This is a genomic window from Burkholderia crassaminum, from assembly GCF_964265005.1.
GTDB lineage: Bacteria > Pseudomonadota > Gammaproteobacteria > Burkholderiales > Burkholderiaceae > Burkholderia.
This window is the reverse complement of sequence record NZ_OZ183800.1, coordinates 510,663-536,869: the sequence shown is the minus strand read 5'-3', so window position 1 is coordinate 536,869 and position 26,207 is coordinate 510,663. Positions and strand designations below refer to the sequence as shown.

25 protein-coding genes and 1 pseudogene are annotated in these 26,207 nt (G+C 67.0%); 16 read left to right on the top strand and 10 right to left on the bottom strand.

Annotated elements, in window-relative coordinates; all coding sequences use genetic code 11:
• Positions 1–34: 34 nt before the first annotated feature.
• Positions 35–439: a hypothetical protein gene (locus ACPTTF_RS19510; protein ID WP_166965419.1), complete on the bottom strand. Its 405-nt coding sequence runs from the start codon at positions 437–439 to the stop codon at positions 35–37.
• Positions 440–665: 226 nt separating this feature from the next.
• Between ACPTTF_RS19510 and ACPTTF_RS19505 the strand changes: the two genes are divergently transcribed.
• The 3 genes from ACPTTF_RS19505 to ACPTTF_RS19495 all read left to right on the top strand — a co-directional run bounded on the left by ACPTTF_RS19505 (position 666) and on the right by ACPTTF_RS19495 (position 3,374).
• Positions 666–1,325, top strand: a complete 660-nt coding sequence (locus ACPTTF_RS19505) for a response regulator (protein ID WP_423367820.1) — start codon at positions 666–668, stop codon at positions 1,323–1,325.
• Complete coding sequence (locus ACPTTF_RS19500; protein WP_423367819.1) at positions 1,322–2,776, top strand: ATP-binding protein; 1,455 nt, start codon at positions 1,322–1,324, stop codon at positions 2,774–2,776. Before ACPTTF_RS19505 ends, ACPTTF_RS19500 begins: the two co-directional genes overlap by 4 nt.
• 70 nt (positions 2,777–2,846) lie before the next feature.
• The gene (locus ACPTTF_RS19495) at positions 2,847–3,374 is read left to right on the top strand and encodes a cytochrome b (protein WP_423367818.1); all 528 of its coding nucleotides are present in this window, start codon (positions 2,847–2,849) and stop codon (positions 3,372–3,374) included.
• Positions 3,375–3,641: 267 nt separating this feature from the next.
• Here ACPTTF_RS19495 and ACPTTF_RS19490 read toward each other — a convergent pair whose 3' ends face one another.
• A complete protein-coding gene (locus ACPTTF_RS19490; RefSeq protein WP_423367817.1) occupies positions 3,642–3,917 on the bottom strand; it encodes a DUF4148 domain-containing protein in 276 nt (91 codons plus the stop codon).
• 71 nt (positions 3,918–3,988) lie between these two features.
• Entirely contained in the window at positions 3,989–4,333 is a 345-nt protein-coding gene (locus ACPTTF_RS19485; RefSeq protein ID WP_166965429.1) for a DUF4148 domain-containing protein, read from the bottom strand.
• A 241-nt stretch (positions 4,334–4,574) separates the two neighbouring features.
• Between ACPTTF_RS19485 and ACPTTF_RS19480 the strand changes: the two genes are divergently transcribed.
• Entirely contained in the window at positions 4,575–5,264 is a 690-nt protein-coding gene (locus ACPTTF_RS19480; RefSeq protein WP_423367816.1) for an aspartyl/asparaginyl beta-hydroxylase domain-containing protein, read from the top strand.
• Between the two features lie 94 nt (positions 5,265–5,358).
• On the opposite strand, the gene ACPTTF_RS19475 is transcribed toward ACPTTF_RS19480, so the two are convergent.
• Positions 5,359–5,862: an ASCH domain-containing protein gene (locus ACPTTF_RS19475; RefSeq protein ID WP_423367815.1), complete on the bottom strand. Its 504-nt coding sequence runs from the start codon at positions 5,860–5,862 to the stop codon at positions 5,359–5,361.
• 99 nt (positions 5,863–5,961) lie between these two features.
• Here ACPTTF_RS19475 and ACPTTF_RS19470 point away from each other — a divergent pair, with 99 nt between their 5' ends.
• From ACPTTF_RS19470 to ACPTTF_RS19455, 4 genes are all read left to right on the top strand, one after another.
• Positions 5,962–6,231: a MoaD/ThiS family protein gene (locus tag ACPTTF_RS19470; protein ID WP_166965433.1), complete on the top strand. Its 270-nt coding sequence runs from the start codon at positions 5,962–5,964 to the stop codon at positions 6,229–6,231.
• Positions 6,232–6,298: 67 nt separating this feature from the next.
• Complete coding sequence (locus ACPTTF_RS19465; protein WP_423367814.1) at positions 6,299–7,450, top strand: WD40/YVTN/BNR-like repeat-containing protein; 1,152 nt, start codon at positions 6,299–6,301, stop codon at positions 7,448–7,450.
• A gap of 333 nt (positions 7,451–7,783) precedes the next feature.
• The gene (locus ACPTTF_RS19460; protein WP_423369848.1) at positions 7,784–9,787 is read left to right on the top strand and encodes a c-type cytochrome; all 2,004 of its coding nucleotides are present in this window, start codon (positions 7,784–7,786) and stop codon (positions 9,785–9,787) included.
• 93 nt (positions 9,788–9,880) lie between these two features.
• Positions 9,881–10,066, top strand: a complete 186-nt coding sequence (locus ACPTTF_RS19455; RefSeq protein ID WP_423367813.1) for a porin — start codon at positions 9,881–9,883, stop codon at positions 10,064–10,066.
• 28 nt (positions 10,067–10,094) lie between these two features.
• Here ACPTTF_RS19455 and ACPTTF_RS19450 read toward each other — a convergent pair whose 3' ends face one another.
• Positions 10,095–11,024 (bottom strand): LysR substrate-binding domain-containing protein, encoded by a 930-nt coding sequence (locus ACPTTF_RS19450; RefSeq protein WP_423367812.1) that lies wholly within the window; start codon positions 11,022–11,024, stop codon positions 10,095–10,097.
• Positions 11,025–11,182: 158 nt separating this feature from the next.
• Here ACPTTF_RS19450 and ACPTTF_RS19445 point away from each other — a divergent pair, with 158 nt between their 5' ends.
• From ACPTTF_RS19445 to ACPTTF_RS19430, 4 genes are all read left to right on the top strand, one after another.
• Positions 11,183–11,608, top strand: a complete 426-nt coding sequence (locus tag ACPTTF_RS19445; RefSeq protein ID WP_423367811.1) for a PACE efflux transporter — start codon at positions 11,183–11,185, stop codon at positions 11,606–11,608.
• Between the two features lie 332 nt (positions 11,609–11,940).
• Positions 11,941–12,069, top strand: a complete 129-nt coding sequence (locus ACPTTF_RS19440) for a hypothetical protein (RefSeq protein WP_021163990.1) — start codon at positions 11,941–11,943, stop codon at positions 12,067–12,069.
• Positions 12,070–12,147: 78 nt separating this feature from the next.
• Complete coding sequence (locus tag ACPTTF_RS19435; RefSeq protein WP_423367810.1) at positions 12,148–13,104, top strand: leucyl aminopeptidase; 957 nt, start codon at positions 12,148–12,150, stop codon at positions 13,102–13,104.
• A 135-nt stretch (positions 13,105–13,239) separates the two neighbouring features.
• The gene (locus ACPTTF_RS19430) at positions 13,240–14,658 is read left to right on the top strand and encodes a hypothetical protein (RefSeq protein ID WP_423367809.1); all 1,419 of its coding nucleotides are present in this window, start codon (positions 13,240–13,242) and stop codon (positions 14,656–14,658) included.
• 152 nt (positions 14,659–14,810) lie between these two features.
• Here ACPTTF_RS19430 and ACPTTF_RS19425 read toward each other — a convergent pair whose 3' ends face one another.
• The 4 genes and pseudogenes from ACPTTF_RS19425 to ACPTTF_RS19410 form a co-directional block, all read right to left on the bottom strand.
• Positions 14,811–15,758 (bottom strand): choline ABC transporter substrate-binding protein, encoded by a 948-nt coding sequence (locus tag ACPTTF_RS19425; protein WP_166965447.1) that lies wholly within the window; start codon positions 15,756–15,758, stop codon positions 14,811–14,813.
• Positions 15,759–15,857: 99 nt separating this feature from the next.
• Positions 15,858–16,856, bottom strand: coding sequence for a GlxA family transcriptional regulator (locus tag ACPTTF_RS19420; protein ID WP_047902460.1), 999 nt, complete (start codon positions 16,854–16,856; stop codon positions 15,858–15,860).
• Positions 16,857–16,963: 107 nt separating this feature from the next.
• A complete protein-coding gene (gene choW, locus ACPTTF_RS19415) occupies positions 16,964–17,860 on the bottom strand; it encodes a choline ABC transporter permease subunit (RefSeq protein ID WP_166965449.1) in 897 nt (298 codons plus the stop codon).
• Positions 17,853–19,144, bottom strand: a pseudogene (locus tag ACPTTF_RS19410) (quaternary amine ABC transporter ATP-binding protein); the annotation flags it as partial. The gene choW and the pseudogene ACPTTF_RS19410, both read right to left, overlap by 8 nt.
• A gap of 215 nt (positions 19,145–19,359) precedes the next feature.
• Between ACPTTF_RS19410 and ACPTTF_RS19405 the strand changes: the two are divergent.
• From ACPTTF_RS19405 to ACPTTF_RS19390, 4 genes are all read left to right on the top strand, one after another.
• The gene (locus ACPTTF_RS19405) at positions 19,360–19,602 is read left to right on the top strand and encodes a hypothetical protein (RefSeq protein WP_166965451.1); all 243 of its coding nucleotides are present in this window, start codon (positions 19,360–19,362) and stop codon (positions 19,600–19,602) included.
• A 26-nt stretch (positions 19,603–19,628) separates the two neighbouring features.
• Entirely contained in the window at positions 19,629–23,033 is a 3,405-nt protein-coding gene (locus tag ACPTTF_RS19400; RefSeq protein WP_423367808.1) for a DUF2339 domain-containing protein, read from the top strand.
• Positions 23,030–24,373 (top strand): DUF3999 domain-containing protein, encoded by a 1,344-nt coding sequence (locus ACPTTF_RS19395; protein ID WP_423367807.1) that lies wholly within the window; start codon positions 23,030–23,032, stop codon positions 24,371–24,373. Before ACPTTF_RS19400 ends, ACPTTF_RS19395 begins: the two co-directional genes overlap by 4 nt.
• Positions 24,374–24,788: 415 nt before the next feature.
• The gene (locus tag ACPTTF_RS19390; RefSeq protein ID WP_423367806.1) at positions 24,789–25,436 is read left to right on the top strand and encodes a lytic transglycosylase domain-containing protein; all 648 of its coding nucleotides are present in this window, start codon (positions 24,789–24,791) and stop codon (positions 25,434–25,436) included.
• A 10-nt stretch (positions 25,437–25,446) separates the two neighbouring features.
• Here ACPTTF_RS19390 and ACPTTF_RS19385 read toward each other — a convergent pair whose 3' ends face one another.
• Positions 25,447–26,145, bottom strand: coding sequence for a response regulator (locus ACPTTF_RS19385; RefSeq protein WP_423367805.1), 699 nt, complete (start codon positions 26,143–26,145; stop codon positions 25,447–25,449).
• Positions 26,146–26,207: the final 62 nt, after the last annotated feature.

Below are 26,207 nucleotides of genomic sequence, written 5' to 3'. Positions count from 1 at the left end.
GCGCCGCTCGGGGCCGGCACGCGCGAAGGCGGGCTCACCCGTGTGCGTAGCGGAACCGATTCCCGTTGAGCCGGATATGAAGGATGACCAAGCGACGGTACGCGCAATCGGATGAAACTGCTACCGTGTGGCGGTCGATTCCGGTCACATGTGCGAATCCGCATGCCAGCGCGGCCCTGAACGCCGTCTCGGCAAGCTTGCGAACCGAAAGGATCGCAGTGACGATCGCGACGACGATCCAGATGCGAAACGTCATCGTCGTGAAAAATGCCTGGGGTACGCGCAGCGCAAGCAATGAAACCAGCACGAAGCACTGAACGACCATGCCGGCCAGCGCGGCGATCAGCAGGTAGGCGCGCCATCGCTCGATCGTTGAGGGTGCCATGAGGAAAGACTCTCCCGTACGGGCGACTCGCGTCGACCGGATATCGATCGGCAAGGTCGCGGATTGACGGGCCAGCCGGACAGGCCTGACCCGGTTCGGGATCAGGGGAAGCGGAGAATCCCCCTGGAAATGTTGTGGCCGATGGTAGCGGGATTGCCGCCGCCGAACCTTAAGCGTTCTTCAGAATCGGGGGGAAGTTTGATCCCGCACAATTACAATCCGTTGCACGGCGTGCGCGGCCGCGCTCGTACAATCGCAGGCATCCGCCCCCGAATCGACCATGCGACTCCTCCTTGTTGAAGACGACGACCTGATCGGCAGCGGCCTCGAGATCAGCCTGACTCAGGCCGGCTATCACGTCGACTGGCTGCGCGACGGTCACGCAGCCGCCGTCGCCCTCGCGACGACGCGCTTCGCGCTCGTCGTGCTCGATCTCGGCCTGCCCGGGAAATCGGGCACCGAACTGCTGCGTGCGTTGCGCGATGCGGGCGATACCGTCCCCGTGCTGGTACTGACCGCGCGCGGCACCGTGGCCGACCGCGTCCGCGGCCTCGACGACGGCGCGGACGACTATCTCGCGAAACCGTTCGAACTGACCGAAGTGCTCGCCCGCTGCCGTGCGCTCGTGCGCCGCTCGCAGGGCCGCGCCGGCGACGAGATCGTGTGGCGCGACATCACGATCGACCTGACCGCCCACACGGTGACACGCGATGCATCGCGCATTGCGCTCACGTCGCGCGAGTGGGCCATCCTGGTCCAGCTCGTCGGCCACCCGGGCACGCCGCAGTCGCGCTCGCGCCTCGAGGACGCCCTGTACGGCTGGCAGGAAGGTATCGAAAGCAATGCGATCGAGGTGCATGTTTCGAACCTGCGCAAGAAGCTCGGCGCGGAACTGATCCGCACCGTTCGCGGCATCGGCTACGTCGTCGACCTCGCATGATCTCCCGCTCGATACGGCGCCGCGTTTCGTCGATGGCGCTCGGCTGCGTGACCGTCGTGTGGCTCGTCGCCGTGTTCGGCAGCTTCCGGTATGCGACGCGCGAGATCGGCGAATGGGAAGACGCCCGCCTCGTCGAATATGCGTCGCTGCTGGTCAATCTCTCGCCTGCCGACCTCGACCGCCTCGCCCGTGTTCCGCCGGACGCGCGCGTCGAACTGGATCGCCACGGGTCGAAACCCGGCCCCGAAACCGACGGCGATCGCCTGCCGCGCGACGTGCTGTTCGAGGTGCGCGACGCACGGGGCCAGGTCGTCGCGTCGAGCCTGCCGGCCGACGCCGCCGGCCTGCCCGATGCGCGCGACCCGCGCGGCGACCCTGAAACGATCGTCATCCGCGACGCGACATGGCGCACGCACACGCTGCGCGACGGCGCGTCGGGGCGCTGGATCCGCGTGATGGAAACCGCGAACACGCGCAGCGACCTGGCGACCGGCATCGCGCGCGGCATCGTCCTGCCGCTGATCGTCGCGCTCCCGGTGCTGGCGCTCCTCCTCTGGTACCTGATCGGACGCGGTCTCGCACCGCTGAAGACGCTGTCGATGATGATCGGCGCGCGCGACGCGCGCTCGCTCGAACCGCTCGACATCGCCACCGTGCCGGACGAAGTGCGCACGCTGGTCGACGCGATCGACCGCCTGCTGGCCCGGTTGCGTCAATCGATCGTGCGCGAACGCGCGTTCACGTCCGACGCCGCGCACGAGCTCAAGACGCCGCTTGCCGCGATCAAGGTCCAGGCCCAGGTGGCCATCGCGACCGACAATCCGGCGCAACAGCAACTGGCGATGCAGCGGGTCGTTCAAGGCGTCGACCGCAGCGCGCGGCTCGCCGACCAGTTGCTGCTGCTCGCGCGGCTCGACGAATACGAACGCATTCCGACGCGCGCCGTCGCCGTTCGCGAACTCGTCGAAGCCGCCCTCGACCGCCATCTCGCGAAGGCGGCGGACAAGGCCATCGACCTCGTGGCCGGCCCCGTCTCCGGACGAACGATCGACGCCGATCCGATCCTGATCGGCATCCTGCTCGACAACCTCGTCGACAACGCGGTGAAGTACGGTCGCCCGGGCGGCCGCATCGAGCTCGGCGTGCACGACGACGGCGCGCTGCAACGCATCGTCGTGCGCGACGACGGGCCCGGTGTCGCACCCGGCGAGCACGAGCGGCTCGGCGACCGCTTCTATCGCGGCAGCGGCGCGCAGTCGCCCGGCAGCGGGCTCGGGTTGTCGATCGTCACGCGCATCGCGCAATACTTCGGCGGCACCGTGCAGTTCGGGCCCGGCATCGGCGGCCAGGGCCTCGGTGTCGCCATTGCGCTGCCGTCGGCGGGCGCGGGCGCAGCGATGCCGGCAGGCGCAACCGGCGACCGCTCGTCGCGTGAGATGCCGCGTGCTTAACGTTTCGTTAAGGATACGGCCGTAGAATCCGCCCGATCGTTACCGTCTCCATCGTCCGCCAGGAGTCTCCATGTCCACGCCCGCCCGATATGACGCCGTTGCGCGCTTTCTTCACTGGCTGATCGTCGCGCTGATCGTCGCGCAATATGCGATCGGCTGGACGATGCCCGACGTGCATCGCGATACGCAGCCGGTCGGCCTGATCGCCGCACATCTGATCGTGGGCACCGCGCTGCTCGCCGCGATGGCCTGCCGCGTGCTGTGGCGTGTGACGCATCGGCCGCCCGCGAGCGACCTGTCTGCCGCGATGCGTGCGCTGTCGGGCGTCACGCATTTCGCGCTCTACGCGCTGCTGATCGCGGTGCCGCTGCTCGGCTGGATCAACGCGTCGTCGCGCGCATGGGGCGTGACGCTGCTCGGAATCGTGCCGTTGCCCGCGCTGTCGGCGGCCGGCTCCGGGTTCGGCCACGCGATGGGCGATGTGCACGGCATCCTCGCCTGGGTGCTGTTCGCCGGCATTTGCCTGCATGTGGCAGCGGCGCTGGCGCACCGCTTCGTGCTGCGCGACCAGATCGTGCAGCGCATGATGCCCTGGTGATCCCCCGGCCGGCAGCACGGCATGCCGTTGCACGCATGAACCGGCCTGCCGCAAGGGCCGATACCGTCTTCGCTCCGGCTCATCGCGCGATCGGCCTGCCTGCCCATCGCGCGCGGCCGGCGAGATGATCGCGGCGCCGCGCGAAGCGGCGCGCGATGACGGGCACGGCGGCCGGCGCCCTTGTGTCGCGTCGAGCGGCACGAAGGGCTGCCGGACGGCTGTGCCGCGAACACGACGGCCTGAAGTCGCACAAGATCATGTCGACACCTAGTTGCTGGTCTGCGCCGGCATACCGGGCGCCGGTGCATGCGCGGCGGCAGCCGCCATCCGCGCCCGGTCCTGCTCGGCGAGCTTCGCTTCCGCCGCCTGGATATCCGCCGGATACTCGCCTTCGTCTCCTTTCGCCGGGTCGTACCCGGCTGCTTCCAGGCGCATCAGTTCATCGCGAACCTGCGCGCGCGTCAGCGGCGCGGCCGATTGCGCAAAGGCCGACTGACCGACGATCGCCCAGATCATCATCAGGACTGCGATATATGCTTTCATCATGAACTCCTTCAATGTTCCGTATCGATCAACCTGGGTGAATGCCTGCCCTGCGAACGCAGGCGGCTGCGTCAGCTGCCGAAATAGATCGTGCAGAAGCTCGCCGGGCCGACGCATGCGGCGGAACGCTGGCGCGGCGCCATCGTCGCCGGCTTGCCCGCATCGGACGAGGCGGCCGGCTCGCTGCCGACCGCTGTGCCGGCCTGGCGCTGCGGCATCTGTTCGACCTGCTGCTGGAACAGCGGGCTCACGTCCGGATACGACGTATCGGTCACGAGGCGAAGCCCGTGGTTTTCGGCGTCGATCAGTTGCTGCGTGACCTGCGCGCGCGTCAGCGCCTGTGCCGATGCAGGCGCCGCGACGCCCGCGAAAGAAATCGCCGCCACGGCGGCGGCCACCAGCCAATGCTTGTTCATGATCCACTCCTCGAGAAGTCAACGAGACGACGTGCTACACCCGTATGACGACGGAGCGCGTGCGTTTATTCCCGCGTATCCCGATCCGAGTCGCGCGGCTTCCCCGGCCTCGGGAGCGCCCGGAACGGGTGTTCATGGAACTGTCATTCTTTCGTCAGCCGGCGTAACCTGACGTAACGCAGCGCCCGACGCGCTTCGGGCAGACTGATGTCACCCTTTTCGGATCGCCCTTCGATCGCCCATGTCCGTCGCTTACGACTATGCAGCCGGCCTGCTGCGCACGCTGTACGACCGCCATATCGACGGCGGTGCGGTGCTCGATACGGCCGCGTTTCCCGACGCTGAACGCTTCGTCCGTGCGTGGCCCGCCATCCAGGCAGAGGCATTCGCCGTGGCCCGCGACATGCCGCGCATCCCGCGCTTTCACGAGATCATGCGCGAGCAATACGACATCTCGGCCAACGACGCACGCGACTGGCGGATGTTCATCATGCAGGCGTACGGCCAGCCGTTCCCGCGCAACCTGTCGCGTTGCCCGACCATCGCGTCGATCATCGCGACGTCGCCGGACGTGCTGTCGGCATCGCTGTCGTTCCTCGCACCCGGCAAGCACATCCCGCCGCATCGCGGGCCGTTTCGCGGCATCCTGCGCGGCTATCTCGTGCTGTCGATGCCGAAGCGCGCGGACGGCACGCCGGCCGCCGTGCTGAAGATAGACGGCCACGAATACCGGCTCGCGGAAGGACGTTTCCTGCTGTGGGACGACACGTTCATGCACGAGGTGTGGAACGACAGCGACGCCGTGCGGATCGTGCTGCTGCTCGATATCCGCCGGCGCGGCATGCCGCGCTTGCTCACGTGGCTGTCGAATGCGGTGATCGGCATCGTGCGGCTCGGAATCAGGATTCGCGGGCGATCGATTCCGGTTTAGCGCGGGTGGCCGGCACACGCCGGGTGACCGGTCGTTTCGCCCCCTCTGGTGTGTCGAAAGGGAACGCGGCCGGCTCCGGATGCCTGATAAATCATCAGGATTCCTTTTCTAAACCGTCCGCCAACGCATAGATGCCGCGCCTGGCGACACACGGAAAAGGCGGGGCGATCGCCCGCACATTCGCCAGTTCCCAGCACACGTATCCGGCACACCATTGCTTGCCTTGCGAGCGGGCTTCATCAGGCGTCCAGTCGTGCACCCCCACGACGTCGACCAACGCGAGCGCGATACCGTCGGGATCTTCCTGCCCGTCCTGTCGCAGGAAGATCGTGTTCTGCACCAGCACGAGATCGCGCAACGGAATGGCCGGCGGCGCCCACGACCGGATTTCCACGCGCTTGCGGCCCGCGACGATATCGTCGACGGCGGGCTTGACGATCGACAGCGCGGATCGAGACATGACAAGAATTTCCTTCATCGGCAAGTGAATGACATGCGACCGTCGATCGGCATGGCGGCCGAATCCGGCATGCGATGACGGTCCGGGCAGGATTGTTGCCGATGCGCCCGAACGTGTCGACCGGGACGGATCGGACATGCCGGCGCACCGCGACTACGCGACGTCCCCCTTTTTGCCCCTGACGGATCGCCTAAACTAAAGACCGTCCCCTCCGCGCGGCTCCTGCCAGCCACCGCCATGGCGCACCTCTTTTTCGCCGCGTCGATCCAGCGGCATATCGAAACGCCCGAACGCGAAATCGACGCCCACACGCTCGGCGAAGCATTCGACACCGTTTTCAGCGAGCAGCCGCGACTGCGCGGCTACATCCTCGACGACCAGGGTGCGCTGCGCAAACACCTGTCGGTATTCATCGACGGCCAGCCGATACGCGACCGGCAGCACCTTTCGGATGGGCTCGGCGGCGCCAGCCGGGTCTATGTCGTACAGGCGCTGACGGGCGGATAAGGGGACGTATGCACAAGCGCCGACCGTGTGCCGGAACGCCGGGTCGGGCCATCAGGAGACATCGCACATGAACGATCGACTGCTCGTCGCCACCCGCAAGGGCCTGTTCGTGCTGCAGCCCGACCGCACCGGCGGCTGGGCGCTCGGTGAGCCGCACTTCGCCGGCGAGCCGGTCAGCATGACGCTCGCCGACCCGCGCGACGGCACGCTGTATGCGGCGCTGAACCTCGGCCATTTCGGCGTCAAGCTGCACCGCAGGCGCGCAGGCGCCACCGACTGGGAAGAATGCGCGGTGCCCGTGTACCCGCCGCAGCCTGCCGACGCCCCACCCGCCCGCGCACATGCGGGCACGGGCGCCGCGAATGACACGGGCGACGCGCCGCCCGGCCCGCCGCAGCCGCCGTGGACGCTCCAGCAGATCTGGTCGCTCGAAGCCGGTGGCGCGGACGAGCCGGGCGTGCTGTGGGCAGGCACGATTCCCGGCGGGCTGTTCCGCTCCGACGACGGCGGCAGTTCCTGGGTGCTCAACCGGGCATTGTGGGATCGCCCGGAGCGCGCCGAATGGGGCGGCGGCGGATACGATGCGCCGGGCATCCATTCGGTGATGGTCGATCCGCGCGACAGCCGGCACGTGACGGTCGGCATCTCGTGCGGCGGCGTCTGGCAGACCGCCGACGGCGGCGCGACGTGGCGTGTGACCGCCGACGGCATGGAAGCCGACTACATGCCGCCCGAGCGGCGCGGCGAACCCAACGCGCAGGACCCGCACCGCGTCGTGCAGTGCGCGGCCAACCCGGACGTGCTGTGGACGCAGCATCACTGCGCGATCTTCCGCTCGACCGACGGCGCCGAACACTGGCGCCGGATCGAGGCGCAGCCTTCGAGCTTCGGCTTCGCGGTGGCCGTGCATCCGCACGAGCCGGACACCGCGTGGTTCGTGCCGGCCGTGAAGGACGCGTGCCGGATTCCGGTGGACGGCCGGTTCGTCGTCACGCGCACACGCGACGGCGGGCGCAGTTTCGAGCCATTCACGAACGGGCTGCCGCCCGCACCGGCGTACGACCTCGTGTACCGGCACGGGCTCGCGGTGGACGATTCGGGCACGCGCCTCGCGATGGCGTCGACGACCGGCGGGTTATGGACGTCCGGCGACGGCGGGGAAAACTGGCGGCTGGTGTCGGCGCATTTGCCGCCGGTTTATTGCGTCAGGTTCGGGTGACGGTGGGCGGTGGGCGGTAGGTGACCCGCTACACGACACCCGCACATCGCGCGAATCGAAGGCCTGCCTCCGCGCACCCGTCGCACCGCCCCTCTTCCGAAGCAACCGGACTTCGAAAGTCATGGCGCCATGCGGACCGAATCCGAATATCCCGGTTGCCGAAACAAAAAGTATTTCGTGATCGAGTGATGGCCGGTTGATTCCCGTCAGACCGCGGGACGGCCGATAAGGAGACGATGACTCGTGTCTCCCAAAAAAACATCACCTGCAATGAGATCACCGATCCGCAGTCTGTCGCAGTTCTGCCTCAAAGCCGCACTATCGATCGCCGCGATGCTGCCCGTCATCACGGCAGCGGCGACGTCCCCGGTGCAAGTCGACGCAACCGAGCTGGTCAAGAAAGGCGCGTACGTCGCACGCGCCGGCGACTGTGTCGCGTGCCACACGTCGGCGAACGGCCCGCCTCTCGCGGGTGGCCTTGCGTTGAGCACGCCGTTCGGCACGGTCTATTCGACCAACATCACGCCCGACGATGCCACCGGCATCGGCCGATACACGTTCGAGCAGTTCGACCGGGCCATGCGCAAAGGCGTCGCGGCGGACGGGCATCACCTGTATCCGGCCATGCCCTACCCGTCCTTCGCCAAACTCGACGAAGACGACATGCGCGCCCTCTTCGCGTATCTGAAGCACGGCGTCGAACCGGTAAAACTCGAGAACAAGCCGCTCGGCATCAAATGGCCGTTCAACATGCGCTGGGGCCTCGCGTTCTGGAATGCCCTGTTCCTCGACGACACCCGTTACGTGCCCAACCCTGACAAGGACGCGACCTGGAATCGCGGCGCGTACCTGACGCAAGGCGCCGGGCATTGCGGCGCCTGCCATACCCCGCGCGGGATGTTCTTCCAGGAAAAGGCCATGTCGGAGTCGGGCAGCAGCGGGCCGCTGTACCTGTCCGGCGCGACGGTCGAGTCCTGGCGGGCCGTCAATCTGCGCGCACTCTGGCCCGTCGACGATATGGTCACGTTACTCAAGACCGGTCGCAATCGCTACACGGCCGCATCCGGCGGCATGTCGGACGTGGTGCACCACAGTACCCAGTACTTCAGCGACACGGATCTCTCCGCGATCGGCGTGTACCTGAATTCGCTGCCGAACGCGGCCGCGAACGCGCCGGCCACGGTATCGCCCACCTCGGGCAAGCCTGAGCCCGATATCCCCGGGACGCTGTACACGTCGAAGGGCGGGCTCGGCTACGTGCAGTTCTGCAGTTCATGCCATCAGGCCGACGGCCACGGGTTCTCGCCGGTATTTCCGCCGTTGTCCGGCAATCCCGCCGTGCTGTCGAAAAACACCGATTCGTTGATCCATATCGCGCTGACCGGCTGGCAAACGCCGCAGACCGGTACCCATCCGCGCGTCTACACGATGCCGGCGTTCAACCAGCTGTCCGATCGGGAACTGGCCGAGATCCTGACGTTCGTCCGCGCGTCATGGGGCGGCCGCAACGACCCCGTACTCGCGATGGACGTCCGCAAGATGCGCAGGTCGCTGGCCGCTGCCGCCGGCGAAGCGAGCACGTTCAGGACGCCGCGCTTCTCCGCGCTGCTGGACCAGCCGAACGCGGCGCAACTGGTGCGCGGCATGCGGCTGAATCTCGAGACGAAAGCACTGCTGCCGCACAACGTCGGCAATTCGCTCAACTGTGCGAGCTGCCACCTGAGCGCCGGCACCGTTGCACTCGCGTCGCCGTATCCCGGCCTGTCGTCCCAGTTCCCGAGCTACGCGCCGCGATCCGGCAAGGTGTTGTCGCTGGCGGACCGCATCAACGGGTGTTTCCGGCGTTCGATGAACGGCAAGCCGCTCCCGGTCGACTCGGACGACATGAAAGCGATGGTCGCGTACTTCGACTGGATGCGAAACGGCGCACAACCGAAGGACCGGATTCCGGGCCGCGGGGTCGGCACGATCGATACCGCACTGAAACCCGATCTCGCGCACGGCAAGGCCGTGTATGCCGCACAGTGCGCATCGTGTCACGGCGCGGACGGCGCCGGGATGCAGCGTGCCGACGGCACCGCGATCTATCCGCCGCTTTGGGGCGACCAGTCGTTCAACATCGGGGCCGGCATGGCACGCCTCTACACGGCCGCCGCGTTCGTGAAGCACAACATGGCTATCGGTTCGCACGACCGGTTCCCGCTCGGACAAGGCGGATTGAGCGACCAGGACGCAGTCGACGTCGCGGCGTGGTTCACGACCCGGCCGCGCCCGGACTTCCCGGACAAGATCCACGACTGGCCGAACGGCGGCAAGCCCCGGGATGCGCGTTACTGACCGCCATCGCCCCCATCGATCATCGTCGGCCGGATGCGCAGCACCGGCCGCCCCCTCGCAACGCGCCTCCGCATTTTTCGACTACCAGACACGATGAAACCAGGTTTCACCCGGACAGGATCGCTCGTCGCATCGATGCTCGTCGGCATGGCGACCGCAGAAGGTACGCGAGCGCAAAGCAGCGTCACGCTGTACGGCCTGATCGACACGTCGATCGCGTACGTCAACAACCAGGGCGACAACGGCAAGCCGCTCGGCAGCGGGCCCCACAAGCTCTGAACTCGCCACGTCATCCACGCGAACCTTCTCACGCGTGTCCGTCGTCCCCCATCCGCGCCACCGCCTCCCGCGTCTGCGCGATCTCCGCTTCGAGCCAGTCGAGAAACGACCTGACCTGCGGCTCGCGCTCCCGCCCGGGCCGACACAGCGCGATGAAGCGCGCGCCGTCGAGCCGCACCGACGGCTCGATCGGCGTCAACGCCCCGTGCGCGACATGCTCGGCGGCCAGCACCGAGCTGAGCAGCGCGATGCCCTGCCCATGCAGCACGGCCTGCAACGCGTAATGCTCGTCGTCGTAGTGGCGAAACACCGCGCGCGCGAGCCACGCTTCGCGGCCGGTCGCGCGGCACCACGACGCCCAGTCGACCGACACCGGCAACGGCGTATCCCACACGGTCTCGATCAGGTCGAGCGGCTCGTCCGTGCGATGCGCGTCGAACCCGGCGGCCGCATAGGCGCCGAAATACTCGTCGATCAGCGCAATCTCGTACAGCGCCGGAAACGTGCGCGACGTCGCGCGAATCGCGAGATCGATCCGCGCATCGCGTTCGAGATCGGCGAGCGCGTTACCGGTTTCGATCTTGATGTGCAGTTGCGGATCGATGCGACGAAACCGGCCGAGACGCGGAATCAGCCACATCGCGGCGAATGCGGGCGTGGTGGTCAGCACGAGCGTGCGCTCGCCGGTCGCTTCGGGCCGCACCGCATCGAGCCCGCGGCTCAGCGCCAGCAATGCATCGTGACTCGCGCGAAACAGTCGCTCGCCTTCCTCGGTGAGCCGCACGCCGCTCGCGCCACGCTCGAACAGCAACACGCCGAGCCGGCTTTCGAGCGACTTGATCTGGTGCGACACGGCGGCCGGCGTCACGGACAGCTCGTCCGCGGCAGCCTTGAATGCGCCAAGCCGCGCCGACGCTTCGAATACACGCAATGCGGTCAGGGGAAGTTTCGAGAACACGGGGCCTCACGGGCCGGATCGGGCCGGGTTGAATTCGATTGAATCCGGGTGAGATTAGGTGAATTGAAGCGGGCGTGCAACGCGGATAGCCTTGCTGGACGTCACGGCACGGTGCCGCGGCGAGTGGCGTCGGAGCGGCGTCGAACCGGAGAAACAACGTGCAAGGCCTCACGCGCAGGATCACGCAAGCAGTGCTCTACGAAGCGATCGCGATTTCCTGCATCTCGCCCGTGATCGCGGCGATCTTCAGGCAGGACCTCGTCTATTCGGGCGCGCTGTCGGCGACGATGTCGGCGATCGCGTTGCTGTGGAACATGGTCTTCAACGCACTGTTCGAGCGCTGGGAAGCGTCGCGCCGGCAGCCGGCACGCACGCTCGGGCGGCGGATCCTGCACGCCACCGGATTCGAAGGCGGGCTGATCTTCATCCTGGTGCCCGTCGTGTCGTGGTGGCTCGGCATCTCGTGGTTCGACGCGTTCGTCGTCGACATCGGGCTGTTTGCGTTCTTCTTCTGTTACGCGTTCGTATTCCAGTGGGCGTTCGATCGGGTGTTCGACGTGCCGGTGGCGACGAAGGGGCAATGAGTCGAGCCGCCCCTGTGACCGAACATTCGAGATCGATATCAATCGGTGCGTTTATTTCAATTCCAAAACGCACCCTATTTCATTTGTTCGACATTCAAATAATACCGCCGCCAGCATTCACAAAATCAAAACAACCCTAGGGTTTACGTTACATTGTCTCTCCACAAATCCGAATGCTAATGTTGGTTGACGATTAACATAAAATAATCACCCACATCCATCCCAAATAATCAGCGCAACTCCATGCGCCCACTTAATCGCTAAATCCGCCCTCGAATTTTCGAGGGCGATTTGCGATGTTCGCGGTTCAATTCCTAAACAAGGAAATCATCATGAACGAAAATCAGGAAAAGCAGGATCTCCCGCTGATCGAGTGGATGCAGGAAGATCAGCATGAAGACTGGGTCGAGATGATGAAAGACAGCGCAGTGATTCCATTCGCCACGGCTCTGTGGGCATAAACGGGCACCCCGAATGATGGCGGATCGTAATGACCCGCCATTTTTTTGATCCAGAACCTGGATACCCCGGAGATAATCATGGAAAAAAGTGTCGAAAATTTCTTTTCGTGCGTCCGCGGACATCCAGCCATGATGCAGAAACACTCGCCCGGCGCCAGCATTCTCGTCGGCTCGGACAAAAGCCAGAGAAATACCGCGCAATCGATCATTCAGCATTGCCCGAAAAAACTCGAATACTCGTTCACCTACGTCGAGCTTGACACGGAAGATCACGAACAGGTCATAAAGGAAATCGACCGATGTGACATGTTCATCTTCATGTACGACTCCTCCATACGTTCCGACATCAACCCGCACGGGCCGTCATTCATCCCGCCCCTCAAGCCGAAAATGGCCGAGCACTGGAAGAAGTCGGTATTGCTCCGGGAATACGGTGAATTCTTCAAGGAAGCCTTTTCCGAGAACATCGACGACATTGCCGCTCGCAACGAACGCATCATTGCGGCGGCACAACGCGCTCGACACGTGCAATTTCACGACGGCTTCGGCGGTTCGCTGCACGGAACGCTGGATCAGACATGGAAAAGCCTGGATGGCCGCAACCACTATGACCTGATGCCGGGCGAAGTGGCGACCCGGGTACTCGACCTGACCGGAAACGTCGTATTCGGCGGCACGTTCTTGAGCACGGTGCCCTTTGCCATCAAGTACGGCGTCATCGACCCGATCTTGAACATCGGGATCGAACGGGGCCACGTGATCAGCGTCGAATCAGCCAATCGGCAGCTCGAGGATGATTTCAAGCTGTATCTCGATAAATGCGCAGGAAACAGGATCGTCGAGGAGTTCGGGATCGGGACGAACCTGAACGTCAGGCTGCATGGGCGAAATGCAAGTTTCGAGGAACGCCATCCCGGATTGCACCTCGGCCTCGGTGGCGGTGAACGTGGCAGCCATCATCTGGATCTGGTGTTTTCGTCCGGAACAATACGGTTCGACGACACCGTCATCTTCGACGGCTCATTCCGTGTGTAGCCCCTTCGGCGACACGGCCGGCATCGAAGCACCGACAAGGTGCCGGCCTCGTGATGCGCACCTTCGGCATCCTGCTCGCGCTGGTTCCCGTTGCGCCCGTGCTGCACGGTGACCGCGCCCGCCGGAGCCGAATTCATGCCCGATCTCGAACAGCAGCTGCATGCTGCGCAGACGCAATATGCGGACGATTCACATAATCCCGCGCTTCTGCATCGAATCTACGAACTGTTGACTGCCCTCAGGCGAGACGAGGAAATGCTCCCCTGGGCCGACCTCGCGCTGGCGCTCGACCCGCACGACGCCGTCTCCCTGACACGGCGTGCCGATGCGCTCTACCTGCTGGGCCGGTACGTCGAAGCCGCCGAAACATGGCAACGCGATCCGTCGCGGCACAGCCGGCCCGAACTCTACCGCTTGCGACTGGGCATGAGCCTGATGATGGCCGGCGATCTCGTGCAGGCCATTGCGTTGCTGGACGAAGCCTACCGGATGGCCGCCTCCGGCCATACCGAGATGACCGCGTCGATCGGATTCGCGATGGGAGAGGCGATGCTCAAGGCAGGCGATCCGCGCGGCTTCGCCTATTGGCGAATGCGTGACGACGTTCCGCGCCTGTCCGCCAATTACCGCCCGGTCGACATCCCGGCATGGGATGGTGAATCGGACGTGCGCGGCAAGCGTGTCCTGATCACGCATGAACACGGCTTCGGCGACAACTTTCTCCTGGCAGCCTGCGTGGCCGACTGGCTGGACGAAGGCGCGCACGTCATGCTCACCTGCCATCCGCAGAGCCACGCGCTCATGCAGGCGTCACTGCCGCGGTGCGAGGTGGTCGCCGCCCCCAATCCGGTGCAGTTTCATGCCCCATTGCCCGGTGCACTGCAATCACTTGCCGACAGGTTCGCGCCGGACCTGCATGCCACGCTGCTCCATTTGCCGATGCTGAAGGCCCGGCGGACATGCGTGCCGGAACAATGGTTCGCGCCCTACATCCAGACGCCGCCGCACAAGCAGCGGATCGCTGCCGAATGGGCGGCGCAAGTGCGCGAGCAACATCCCGGCAAGCAGCTGATCGGACTGTTTTGGGATTGCGTTCAACGACATTGGCCTGAAAAGGGCGCCGTCGTCAGGTGCTGGGCCGGCCGCCGCAGCCTGCCGCTCGATGCGATCAACGCGATCGTGGCACACCCCGCCATTGCGGAATGCATGCATTTCGTGAATCTGCATCATCCCGCTGCCCAGGCGCTGGCGGGCACGCCGGCCGGCAATGTCAGCCACTACCAGCCGGTGATTCGGGATTTCGGCGACACGGCGGCATGCATTGCCCAACTGGATGCCGTGGTCGCGGTCGACTCAGGCGTCGCCAATCTGGCGGTCATGATGGGTAGGCGGACTTGCGTACCGACCCACATCTGCGGCGATTGGCGTTGGGGGGTCGAGGGTACCGCGAGCCCCTGGATCAGGGATGCGACCGCTATGCGGCAAACCCGCGAAGGTGACTGGAGCGACGTGATTCGACGCATCACCGCGTGGCTCATGCATGCGGTGGCCTGATGCGTGATACCTGATGCCTGATTCGAACCATCCCGCCTGAATACGCCGGACAGACATGCCGACGCCCCCCGTCCCCGGATCTTCCCGGGACGGGGGGCACCAACCAGTCCGTCAAGCCGCTTGCGGGCCCGGCGAAAGCCCGAACACGTCGTTCAATGCACGCCGAGATAAGCCTTCACTGCCGGCAGGCCCGGCTTGCCGTCGAGCGTCGTCACGCCCGCGAGCCACTTGTCGAGCGCCTGCGGGTTCGCCTTCAGGTACTCGGCCGCAGCCTTGTTCGGGTCTTCCTTGTTCATGATCGGCACCATCACGTGGTTCTCGATCGTCGTCGTGAACTGCAGGTTCGACACGAACTTCGCGACGTTCGGGCAGCGCTGCGCGTAGTCGGGCGGCGTCGCCGTGAGCACCTTCGCTTCGCCGTAGTTCGGGCCGAACACGTCGTCGCCGCCGCTCAGGTAGTCGATCTTCATCTGCACGTTCATCGGATGCGGTTCCCAGCCGAGGAACACGATCCACTGCTTGTCGCGGATCGCGCGATTCACCTCGACCAGCATCCCGGCCTCGCTCGACTCGACCATCTTGAACTTTCCAAGGCCGAACTGGTTGCCGTCGATCATCTTCTTGATCAGCAGGTTGCCGTCGTTGCCCGGCTCGATCCCGTAGATCTTGCCGTTGAGCTTGTCCGCATACTTCTGGATGTCCGCGAACGACTTCAGGCCGCCCTGGTACACGTAGTCGGGCACCGCGAGCGTGTATTTCGCGCCGGTCAGGTTGGGCGTCGCGAGCACCTTGATCGAGCCGGCCTTCGTGAACGGCTGGATGATCGGGTCCATCGTCGGCGACCAGTAGCCGAGGAACACGTCGATCTGCTTGCTCTTGATCCCCGCGAACGTGATCGGCACCGACGCGATCGTCTTCGTCGGGCTGTAGCCGAGCCCCTGCAGCATCGTCGACGCGAGGCCCGTGGTCGCCGCGATGTCGGACCAGCCGACATCCGCGAAGCGCACGTTCTTGCACACGGGCGGATCGGCCGCATAAACGGCCGACATCGGCGCGGTTATCCCGATCCCGCACACCGCTGCGATCAATAGGCGCTTCATCTTGCTTCTCCTCAAAGTGATGTCGTTTGCTTGAATTCGGGATCGTTTATTGAAGCCGCGCGCCGCGATCCCGGCGGCGTCGCGGACCATGGGTTTTGATCAGCGCCCCGGCAACCGGCGCTCGTAGCTCGGCGCGTGGCCGAACTGCGCGCGGTAGGCCTTGCTGAAATGGCACGGCGAATGAAACCCGCAGACCGTCGTCACGCGCGCGATCGACGCATCCGTCGTGCGCAGCAGGTCGCGCGCGCGCTTCAGGCGCATCGTCAGGTAATAGTGGGTCGGCGACACGTTCAGGTACACCTTGAACATCCGCTGCAGGTGCCGCTGCGACAGCCGCACGAGCCGCGCGAGTTCCTCGAGCGACAGCGGCTCCTCGATGTTCGCCTCCATCAGCCGCACGACCTCGATCAGCTCCGCGCGCGAGAAGCCGACGCGCGCATCGACCGGAATCGGCTGCGTATCGGTCGAGCTGCGGATGCGCTCCAGGATGAACTGCTCGGATACCTGCGCGGCAAGCTGCTGGCCGAACCGCATGCCGACGAGGTTCAGCATCAGGTCGAGCGGCGCGGTGCCGCCGGTGCAGGTCAGCCGGTCGCGGTCGACCACGAACAGCTCGTCGGCGAAGCCGACCTGCGGAAACTCTGCATGCAGCGCGGACAGGTTTTCCCAGTGCACGGTGCAGCGATAGCCGTCGAGCAACCCGCTCGACATCAGCGCATATGCGCCCGTGCAGATGCCGCCGAGCGGCAGTCCGCGTTCGGCGAGCGCCGCGAGCGTATCGCGCGCGCCCTCGTCGACCACGTCGCGGATGCGGATGCCGCCGCACACGATCATCACATCCGGCAGGTTCGTGTAGTCGAGTGCCTGCGTGGGCCGCACCGCGATGCCGTTGCTGGCATGTGCGGGCGCGCCGTCGAGCGAGTAGATCGACCACTGATAGTGATCGGCACGCCCGACGTAGTTCGCCATCCGAAGCACTTCGACCGCGCTCGAGAACGCGATCATCGAGAAGTTCGGCAGCGTCAGGAAGCCGAAATGGGCGAGGGACGAAACCGGTGAAACGCAGGCGGCGGGCGCGACAGCGACGGCGGACGTCACATCGGTCTCCTGGCGAGGAGGTTGCAGGGGGCCAACCCCGCGGCGCAAGCCGCGGAAGCCGTTATTCATTCAGGATGAGCGGCCGGTGGTAGTCCGGCCGCCGGAGGTCAGGCCCGTGCGGGCGCAGCCTTCACGCGAAACAGCTGCTTGAGACCGGCGAACAGCGGTGCCTTCACGGTGCCCGGCGCACGGCCGAAGCTTTCGGTGATGCGGTCGAGAATGATCGCGAGCAGCACGACCGACAGGCCGCTTTCGAAACCGAGGCCGATGTCGAGGCGCTGGATACTGGCGAGCACGTCGTTGCCGAGGCCGCCCGCGCCGACCATCGACGCGATGATCACCATCGACAGCGCCATCATGATCGTCTGGTTCACGCCCTGCATGATCGACGGCAGCGCATTCGGGAACTGCACCTTGTACAGCAACTGCCACGGCGTGCAGCCGAAGGCCTGGCCGGCTTCGACGATCTCGCGGTTCACGTGGCGGATACCGAGGCTCGTCAGGCGCACCGCCGGCGGCATCGCGAAGATCACCGTCGACAGGATCCCCGGCACGCGGCCGAGACCGAACAGCATCGCGGCCGGAATCAGGTAGACGAACGCCGGCATCGTCTGCATCAGGTCGAGGATCGGGCGCACGGTCGCGGCGACCCACTTGCTCTTCGCGGCCCAGATGCCGAGCGGGATGCCGAGCACGAGGCTGATGATCGTCGACGACAGCGTGAGGCCGAGCGTGATGACCGTCTGGTCCCAGAAGCCCGTCGCGAAGATCAGCAGCAGCGACGCGGTGGTGAACAGCGCGAAGCGCCAGCCCACCCGCCACAGCCCGACGCCGATGAAGATCGCCATCATCATCCACATCGGGATCGCCTGCAGGCTGTGCTCGACGAATGCCGCGAGCCCCTCGATCGCCTGACCGATCGTGTCGAACGTCTTCGCGTCGTGGTCGAGCAGGTAGTGAACGCCCTGGTCGACCCAGGTACCGAGCGGAATCATTTCAGACATGGGAACCTCGCGAACGCGTGATGGCCTTCAGGATGAGCGCACGATCGACCGAACCGCAGTAGCAGCCGTCGTCGTCGACGACAGGCAGTGCATTCGGGCTCGCGACCACGCGCGCGACGACGTGTTCGAGCGACGCATCGCGCCGGATGCTTTCGATCGGCCGCACGGACGGCGTGGCCTGACCGATCGCATCGCGCGTAACGAAGCCGCGAATCTTGCGTTCGGCGTCGAGCACGAACGCGTATTCGGCACTGCCGTTCAGCGTTGCCGCGACGTTCGCGGCGTCGCACTTCGACACGATCGGCACGGCGCCCGTCTGCATCAGGTCGCCGGCTGTGAGGTAGCGGCTGGTGTCGATGCCGTCGAAGAACGCGCGCACGTAATCGTCGGCCGGGTTCGCGATGATGTCCTGCGGCGTACCGACCTGCACGAGGCGGCCGCCTTCCATGATCGCGATGCGGTTGCCGATGCGCAGCGCTTCCTCCAGATCGTGCGACACGAACATGATCGTGCGGCGCTGTTCCTTCTGCAGTTGCAGCAGCACATCCTGCATTTCCCGGCGCTTGAGCGGATCGAGCGCGGAGAACGCCTCGTCCATGATCATCAGCGACGGGTTCACGGCCAGCGCACGCGCGAGGCCGACGCGCTGCTGCATGCCCCCCGACAGCTCGGACGGCAGCTTGTTCGAGAACGGTGCCAGGCCGACCTGCTCGAGCACTTCCATCGCGCGGCGCTCGCGTTCCTTCTTGCCGACGCCCGCGACTTCGAGGCCGAACGCGGCATTCGACACCACGGAGCGATGCGGCATCAGCGCGAACGACTGGAACACCATGCTCATGTCCTTGCGGCGCAGCGCGGTCAGCGCCGAGCGGCGCGCCGATGCGACGTCGAGCCCGTCGATCATCACCTTGCCGGCGCTCGGATCGACCAGCCGGTTCACGAGGCGGATCAGCGTGGACTTGCCGGAGCCGGACAGGCCCATCAGCACGAAAATTTCGCCTTCCTGCACATCGAAGGAGACGTTGTGCACGCCGACGACCTGACCAGTGCGCTTGAGCACATCGTCTTTCGTCGCGCCGGCGGCGAGCATGTCGAGCGCCTGCTGCGGGTTGCTTCCAAACACCTTGCACAGACCTTCGACCACGACCTTGGGGGCATCCATCGAAACCTTCTCCTCGTGTAGCGGGGACTCACGCGAGTCATAGCGTGCCTACATAGTTGCCAGAAAAAACCCCGACCTGCCGACGAATTACGACAAACGCTTGCGCAAATACGACACGGCCGCCAGCCCCGCCGGGCGGGCCGCGGCACGCGACAGCACCCGATTGCGGCGGCGCAATACGCGCACGGCCAGCAACGGCGGGCATCGCGCGCCAGACTTGTGCGCAGCAGCGCGGCGCATATCGCGTCGCGTTATGCGCCAATTCGCATCGGGCACGCGTCGCTTTACGACAATTTCACGTCCGATCACGCGTCGATCTGCTCAGACGAATGCGCGCATGGCATTCACCCGTAAAAAGCATGACCGTGCAAAAAGCCGCGCGACGACACCGGACGGCGCACGCCGCGATACCTCGCCAACCCGGAAAATCCGCGACGGCCGCTGTGATACATTCCCCGCCAACAGGCTGAGTGCGACGCAGGCCGCCACGCGGCCACCGCTGTCAGCAGTGCATGCCGGTTCGCCTGCCGGCCATGCCGACACCGCCTCGATCGGCAACCGTCCGATCGCCGGCCGATAACGATACGAGAGAGGGAGCAGGGCGAGATGAACTGGGCTTTTACCGCAATCGGCTTCATCGTGGGCGGGATTGCCGCATTGATCGGGGATTTCTCCGCCATCAACGGCGCAGTGCTCGGCGCCGCGATCGGGTTCTGTCTCGATCACACGCTGCAACAGCGCAAGCGCAAGTCCAAGGGCGCAACACCCGACACGTTCGCGATGCCGGCGCAGCCCGCACAGCCGCCGGTTCCGCTTGCCGATCGCGTCGCGCGCCTCGAAGCAACCGTCGAGACGCTGACGCGTGAAGTCGCGTCGCTGCGCGGCCAGCTGGCCGGCGCGAAGGCCGGCTCGGCCACGACCGGCGCGACAGCGCACACGCCCGCCGGCACCGCTTCAGCGTCCGCAACGACATCCGCCCCCGTCCCGCCTTCGGCCGCCCTGCCGCCGCGTGCGCCTGCCCAGTCGGCCGCCGCACAAGCGGACGCACCGGCGTTCGCATCGGCACCGGCCCCCGCACCGGTTCGCACCACCGCGCCGGTACCGACACCAGCCGCGACCCGCGCGAGCGAAACGCCTGCCGCCCCGGCTCCCGCACCGTCGGTTCCCCCCACGCCGCCCAAACCGCGCGAACCCGACATCGTCGAGCGTGCATTTCGCGCCGCGCGCGACTGGCTGCTCGGCGGCAACACGGTCGTGCGCGTCGGGATCATCGTGCTGTTCTTCGGTGTCGCGTTCCTGCTCAAGTACGCGGCCGACAACAACATGCTGCCGATAGAATTCCGCCTCGCCGGCACCGCGCTCGCAGCGGCCGCGCTGCTCGCGATCGGCTGGCGCGTGCGTGCGCGCCGCGCGGCGTACGGGCTGGTGCTGCAGGGGGGCGGCGTCGGCATCCTGTACCTGACGATCTTCGCCGCGACCAAGCTTTATACGCTGCTGCCCGTCGGCGCCGCGTTTCCGCTGATGGTCGCGGTATGCGCGCTGAGCGCGTTCCTCGCGGTGCGGCAGAACGCGCTGCCGCTCGCGTTCATGGGCACCGCGGGCGGCTTTCTCGCGCCGGTGCTGCTCTCGACCGGGCACGGCAACCACGTCGCGCTGTTCAGCTACTACGCGCTGCTGAACGCGGGCATCTTCGCGATCGCGTGGTTCAAGGCGTGGCGTCCGCTGAACCTGCTCGGCTTCGTGTTCACGTTCACGATCGGCTCGGCGTGGGGCGTGACGGCCTACCGCCCCGCGCTGTTCGCGAGCACCGAGCCGTTCCTCGTCCTGTTCTTCCTGATGTACGTCGGCATCGCATTGCTGTATGCGGTGAAGCGCGAGCTCGCGCTACGGCACTACGTCGACGGCACGCTCGTGTTCGGCACGCCGATCGTCGCGACCGCGCTGCAGGCGTCGCTCGTGAAGGACATGCCGTTCGGGCTCGCGTGGAGCGCCGTCGCGCTGTCGGCGTTCTATGTCGTCGTCACTGCATGGCTCGCGCGGCGCCGCGACCGCCTCGCGCTGCTGTTCGAATCCACACTCGCGCTCGCGGTGATCTTCGCGACGCTGGCCGTGCCGCTCGCGTTCTCGGGCCCGACGACCAGCGCCGCGTGGGCGATCGAAGGCGCGGCCGTCGTCTGGCTCGGCGTACGCGAGAAGCGCATGCTGCGGTTCGGCTTCGGGCTGCTGATGCAGGTCGCCGCGGCCGGCGCGTTCTTCACGAGCCTGCTCGGGCCGGCCGACGCCACCGCGCTGCCCGTGCTCAACAGCCCGTACATCGCGATGCTGCTGATCGCGCTCGCCGGCCTGTTCACCGGCTGGTGGCTGCACGGGCGCGAGGAAGCGCGCGCCTGGCATGCGTGGATGCCCGAGATCGGGGCCGCGGCAGCCGCGTGGGGCCTGCTGTGGTGGGTCAGCGGCGGGCTGCACGAGATCCTCGTCTACGCGAGCCGTCACGTCGACCTGCATGCCGACCGCTTCGTCGTCGATTCGACCGCGCTGTTCGCGGCCGGCACCGCGTGGCTCGCGCATGTCGCGCGCCGCCGGCTTGCGTGGCCGCTCGCCGAATGGCCCGCGCTCGCGCTGACGCCGGTGCTGGCGCTGCTCGCGCTGCGCGTGTTCGATGCGCATGAAGCGCCGCTGTCGGGGATGGGCGCGTTCGCGTGGCCCGTCGCTGCTGGCGCAGGCCTTGCGCTGCTGTGGCGCCAGTCGCGCGGCACGGCCGGCGCCGATCCCGCGAAAGGCCCGGCGCCCGGCCTCCTGCCATCCATCGGCGCAGGCATCATCGCGCCGCTGCATACGCTGATGTTCTGGACCCTGTGCGGGCTGCTGTCGCTCGAAGGCTTCTGGCGCCTGCGCGCATTCGTGCCCGAAGGCGCATGGAGCTGGAGCGCGTGGGCCTACGGCTTCGGTGCGCTGCTCCTGCTGGTGTCGGGCCCCGGCTCCCGCCTGCGCTGGCCCGTCGCGGCGTTCCCGCGCGCGTACCAGGTGTGGGGCGCGGCACCGCTCGCCGCGCTGCTGTGGCTGTGGAGCATCGCCAGTGTGAGCAGCGACGGCAACGCGGCGCCGCTCTTCTGGCTGCCGCTGCTCAACCCGCTCGACATCGCGCAATTCCTCGTGTTCGTCGCGTTCACCGTATGGCTGCGGCGCCTGCGCACGCTCGGCATCGCATGGCATCCGCGCGTCGTCGACTACGCCGCGATCGTCACCGTGTTCCTGTGGTTCAACGCGCTGATGCTGCGCACGCTGCATCACCGCTTCCACATGGCCTACGACATCGACACCGTGCTGTCGTCGTTCAGCATCCAGCAGGTGTTCATGGTCGGCTGGAGCCTGTTCGCGTTCGCCGGGATGTGGCTGACGCGCCGCGACGGCATCGCCCGCGTGTGCGCGCTCGCGTCGCTGCCGCTCATTGTCGTGATGTGGGTGTGGACCTTCTACGCGAACTTCACGCAGGACGGCGGAAGCTGGGCGCGCGTACCGCTCTTCAACCCGCTCGACCTCGTGCTCGCGGTCGTCTATGCGCTCGCCGCGTCGTGGTTCCTGCGCGCCCGCAAGCTCGGCTGGTCGTTCGGCAACTATCGCGTCGAGCTGCTGAGCGCGGCCGGCGCGACCGCGTTCCTGTGGCTGAACGCGATCCTGCTGCGCACGCTGCATCACTGGGCCGGCGTGCCGTACGAACTCGGCGCGATGGCGGAATCGACGCTCGTGCAGGCGTCGGTGTCCGTGTACTGGACGCTCTGTGCGCTCGCGATCACGATCTGGGCCACGCGCCGCGGGCTGCGTCCGCTGTGGTTCGTCGGCGCCGCACTGCTCGCGCTCACGGTCGTCAAGCTGTTCCTGTTCGACCTGTCGCACGTGACCGGCATCGAGCGCATCGTGTCGTTCATCGGCATCGGCGTGCTGCTGCTGTTGATCGGTTATTTCTCGCCGCTGCCGCCGAAGGCCGCCGCGCAACAGGACGACCCGCAATGAAACGACTCGCCGCGCTGCTCGGACTGAGCCTGCTCGCGTCGTTCGCGGCCGCCGACGGCGCGCCCGCGCAGCGCTTCTCGCTCGACCTGGACGGCGCCGCCGCGTATTACCAGCTCACCGTGCCGCAACCAGTCTATGCGGCGAGCCGGCGCGACGATCTCGGCGACGTGCGCATCTTCAACGGCGCGGGCGAGCCTGTGCCGTATTCGCTCGACGCGCCCGCGGCTGCCGCACCCGCCGTACCGCCGGCGCACACGCCGGTGCATTGGTTCCCGCTGCCGCCCGCTCACGCCGACAACGGCAACGCGCCGCTCGGCGTGACGGTCGGCCCGGACGGCGCGCTGCGCGCGGGCGTCGCCGCACCGGTGCGCGCGAAGCACGGCGCGGATCTCGTCGACCTGTCGCACGCAGACGGCGACATCGACGCGCTGCTCGTCCACGTGGGCGACGACAGCTACCAGGGGCGTGTCGCCGTCGAAGCCAGCGACGACCTGCGCAGCTGGCGGCCGCTCGGCAGCACGCAGTTGCTGAAGGTCGGCCACGGCGACGACATGCTGGTGCAGGAACGCATCGCGCTCGAAGGCGCGGCGCCGCGCTACCTGCGGCTCGACTGGCTCGACGGCGCGCCCGCGATCGCGTCGATCGACGTCGAGACGCACCCGCGCGACACGCGCGGGACCGACACCGCGTCCGTGCCGCGCCAATGGCGCAATGCCGTGCGCGTGCGGGCCGGCGGCGCGCCCGGCGAGTATCTGTTCGACACCGACGGCGCGTATCCCGTCGACCGCGTGCGCATCGACCTGCCGCAACCGAATACCGTCGCGCGCGCGACGCTGCAGAGCCGCGCCGACGCGCAGGCGCCGTGGCGCGACGTCGCGGGCGCCGTGCTGTTCCGGCTGCAGGGGAAGGCCGGCGAGCAGCGCAACCTGCCGCTCGAGTTCGCGGCGAATACGGATCGCGCGTGGCGCATCGTCGTCGACATGCGCAACGGCGGATTCGGCGGCGGCCAGCCGGCCGTCGCGATCGGCTGGCATCCGGCCGCGCTGACTTTCGTTGCACGCGGCACGCCGCCGTTTACGCTCGGCGTCGGCGACGCGTCGCTCGTGTCGTCGGCCGTCGGCCGCGACGCACTGCTGGTCGGCATGGCGCCCGAAGTGCGGCCCGCGCGCGTCGGCGCGGCGTTGCCGATATCGGCGGTCGTGCCGGTGCCGGCCGCCGATACGGACGCACCGCGCCGCTACGTGCTGTGGGGCGCGCTGGTCGTCGCGGTCGGGGTGCTCGGCACGATCGCATGGCGCCTCGCGAAAGGCGGCGGCGAGTCGAGCAGTCGCGACGAGTGATGCGGCACGAGCATGCTGGGTGCTGGGTGCCGGTTGCCGGTTGCCGGTTGCCGGTTGCCGGGTGCCGGGTGCCGGGTGCCGGTTGCCGGGTGCCGGGTGCCGGGCGCCGGGCGCCGGGCGCCGGGTGCTGGGTGCTGGGTGCTGGGTGCTGGGTGCTGGGTGCTGGGTGCTGGGTGCTGGGTGCTGGGTGCCAGGTGCCAGGTGCCAGGTGCCAGGTGCCAGGTGCCAGGTGCCGGTTGCCGATCGCCGATCGCCGGTCTGCGGTCGCCGGTCTGCGGTCTGCGGTCTGCGGTCTGCGGTCTGCGGTCTGCGGTCGCCCATCTTTACGCGCCGTTTATCGGGCGTGCCGGTTTCTTTCGACGGTCGCAACGCATAACTGCGTACAGTCGTCGCATCGGAACCACGATGCGACGACATGCAGGAAACCTATTCATCGCATGACCTACCGGCGCCGCGCGCGCGCCCGGCGCTCCCGCTGAAGCGGCTTCTGCTGCGCCTCCCGATCGCGCTATCGCTGGCGCTTGCACTGCCCGCGCATGCCGACGACACGCCAGCATCACCGGTCACCGCCGCCAGCACACCCGACGTATCGCTTCCCCCCACCGTCGACACGATCGTCACGACCCTGCGCAACCGCTTTCACGTCGCGTACGCCGAAGCGCGCACGATCGCGCGTGCCGTGCAGACCGAATCGGATCGCTACGGGCTGGCACCGGCGCTGCTGCTCGCGATCATCGCGGTCGAGTCGGGCTTCGATCGCCACGCGGTCAGTGTGGCCGGCGCGCGCGGGTTGATGCAGGTGCTGCCCACCGCCCATCGTGATCTCGTCGCGCATGTGAAGGACCTGTCCGATCCGGCCATCAACGTGCGGATCGGCGCGGCCATCTTCCGCGGCTATCTCGACGATGCAGACGGCGACGTCGAAACCGCGCTCGTGCGCTACAACGGCGGCACGAAACGCTATGCGCAGCGCGTCGCGCTGCGCGTGCAGCAGTTCGACGCGCAATTGCGCCTGGCGAACGGCACGGCGAACGACGCACTGCGCACGGCCGCCAACCCCTGACCGCGCTACGCTACACGGCGCCGGCGAGCCGATAGCCGACACCCGTCTCCGTCACGATGTGCTCGGGCCGCCGCGGATCGCACTCCAGCTTGCGCCGCAGGTGGCCGACATACACGCGCAGGTAGTGCGCATCCTTGCCGTGCGCCGCGCCCCACACCTCGTTCAGCAGGCGGTCGTGCGTGAGCAGCCGGCCCGCGTGATGCGCGAGCACGGCCAGCAACCGGTATTCGATCGGACTCAGATGCACGCGCACCCCGCCGCGCAGCACCTGGCGATCGCCGAGATCGACGCTCACGTCGCCGAAGCGCACGCGCACCGCGTCGAGGCGCCCGCCGCCGGCCTGCCGCCGCAGGTGCGCGCGAATCCGCGCGATCAGCTCGGCCGCGCCGAACGGCTTGGTCAGGTAGTCGTCCGCGCCCGCGTCGAGCGCGGCCACCTTGTCGCTTTCCGCACTCAACGCCGACAGCACGATCAGCGGCGCGGCCGAGCACGCACGTAGCGCACGGATCAGGTCGGTGCCGCCAAGATCCCGCAGGTTCGTGTCCGCGACGATCAGGTCGGGACGGCGCGCACCGACGGCCGCCACGCCCGCGGCGCCGGTCGCGGCCTCGCACACGTGCATGTGTTCGGCCTTCAGCGCGACACGGACGAAATGCCGGATGAACCTGTCTTCGTCGACGATCACGATGACGACGGTCGGTTCGCTCATGTGGCCGCGCCTTCGTCCGGTGCGTCATGCGCGCCTGCGCGCGCGGCGGGGTGAGTGCCCAT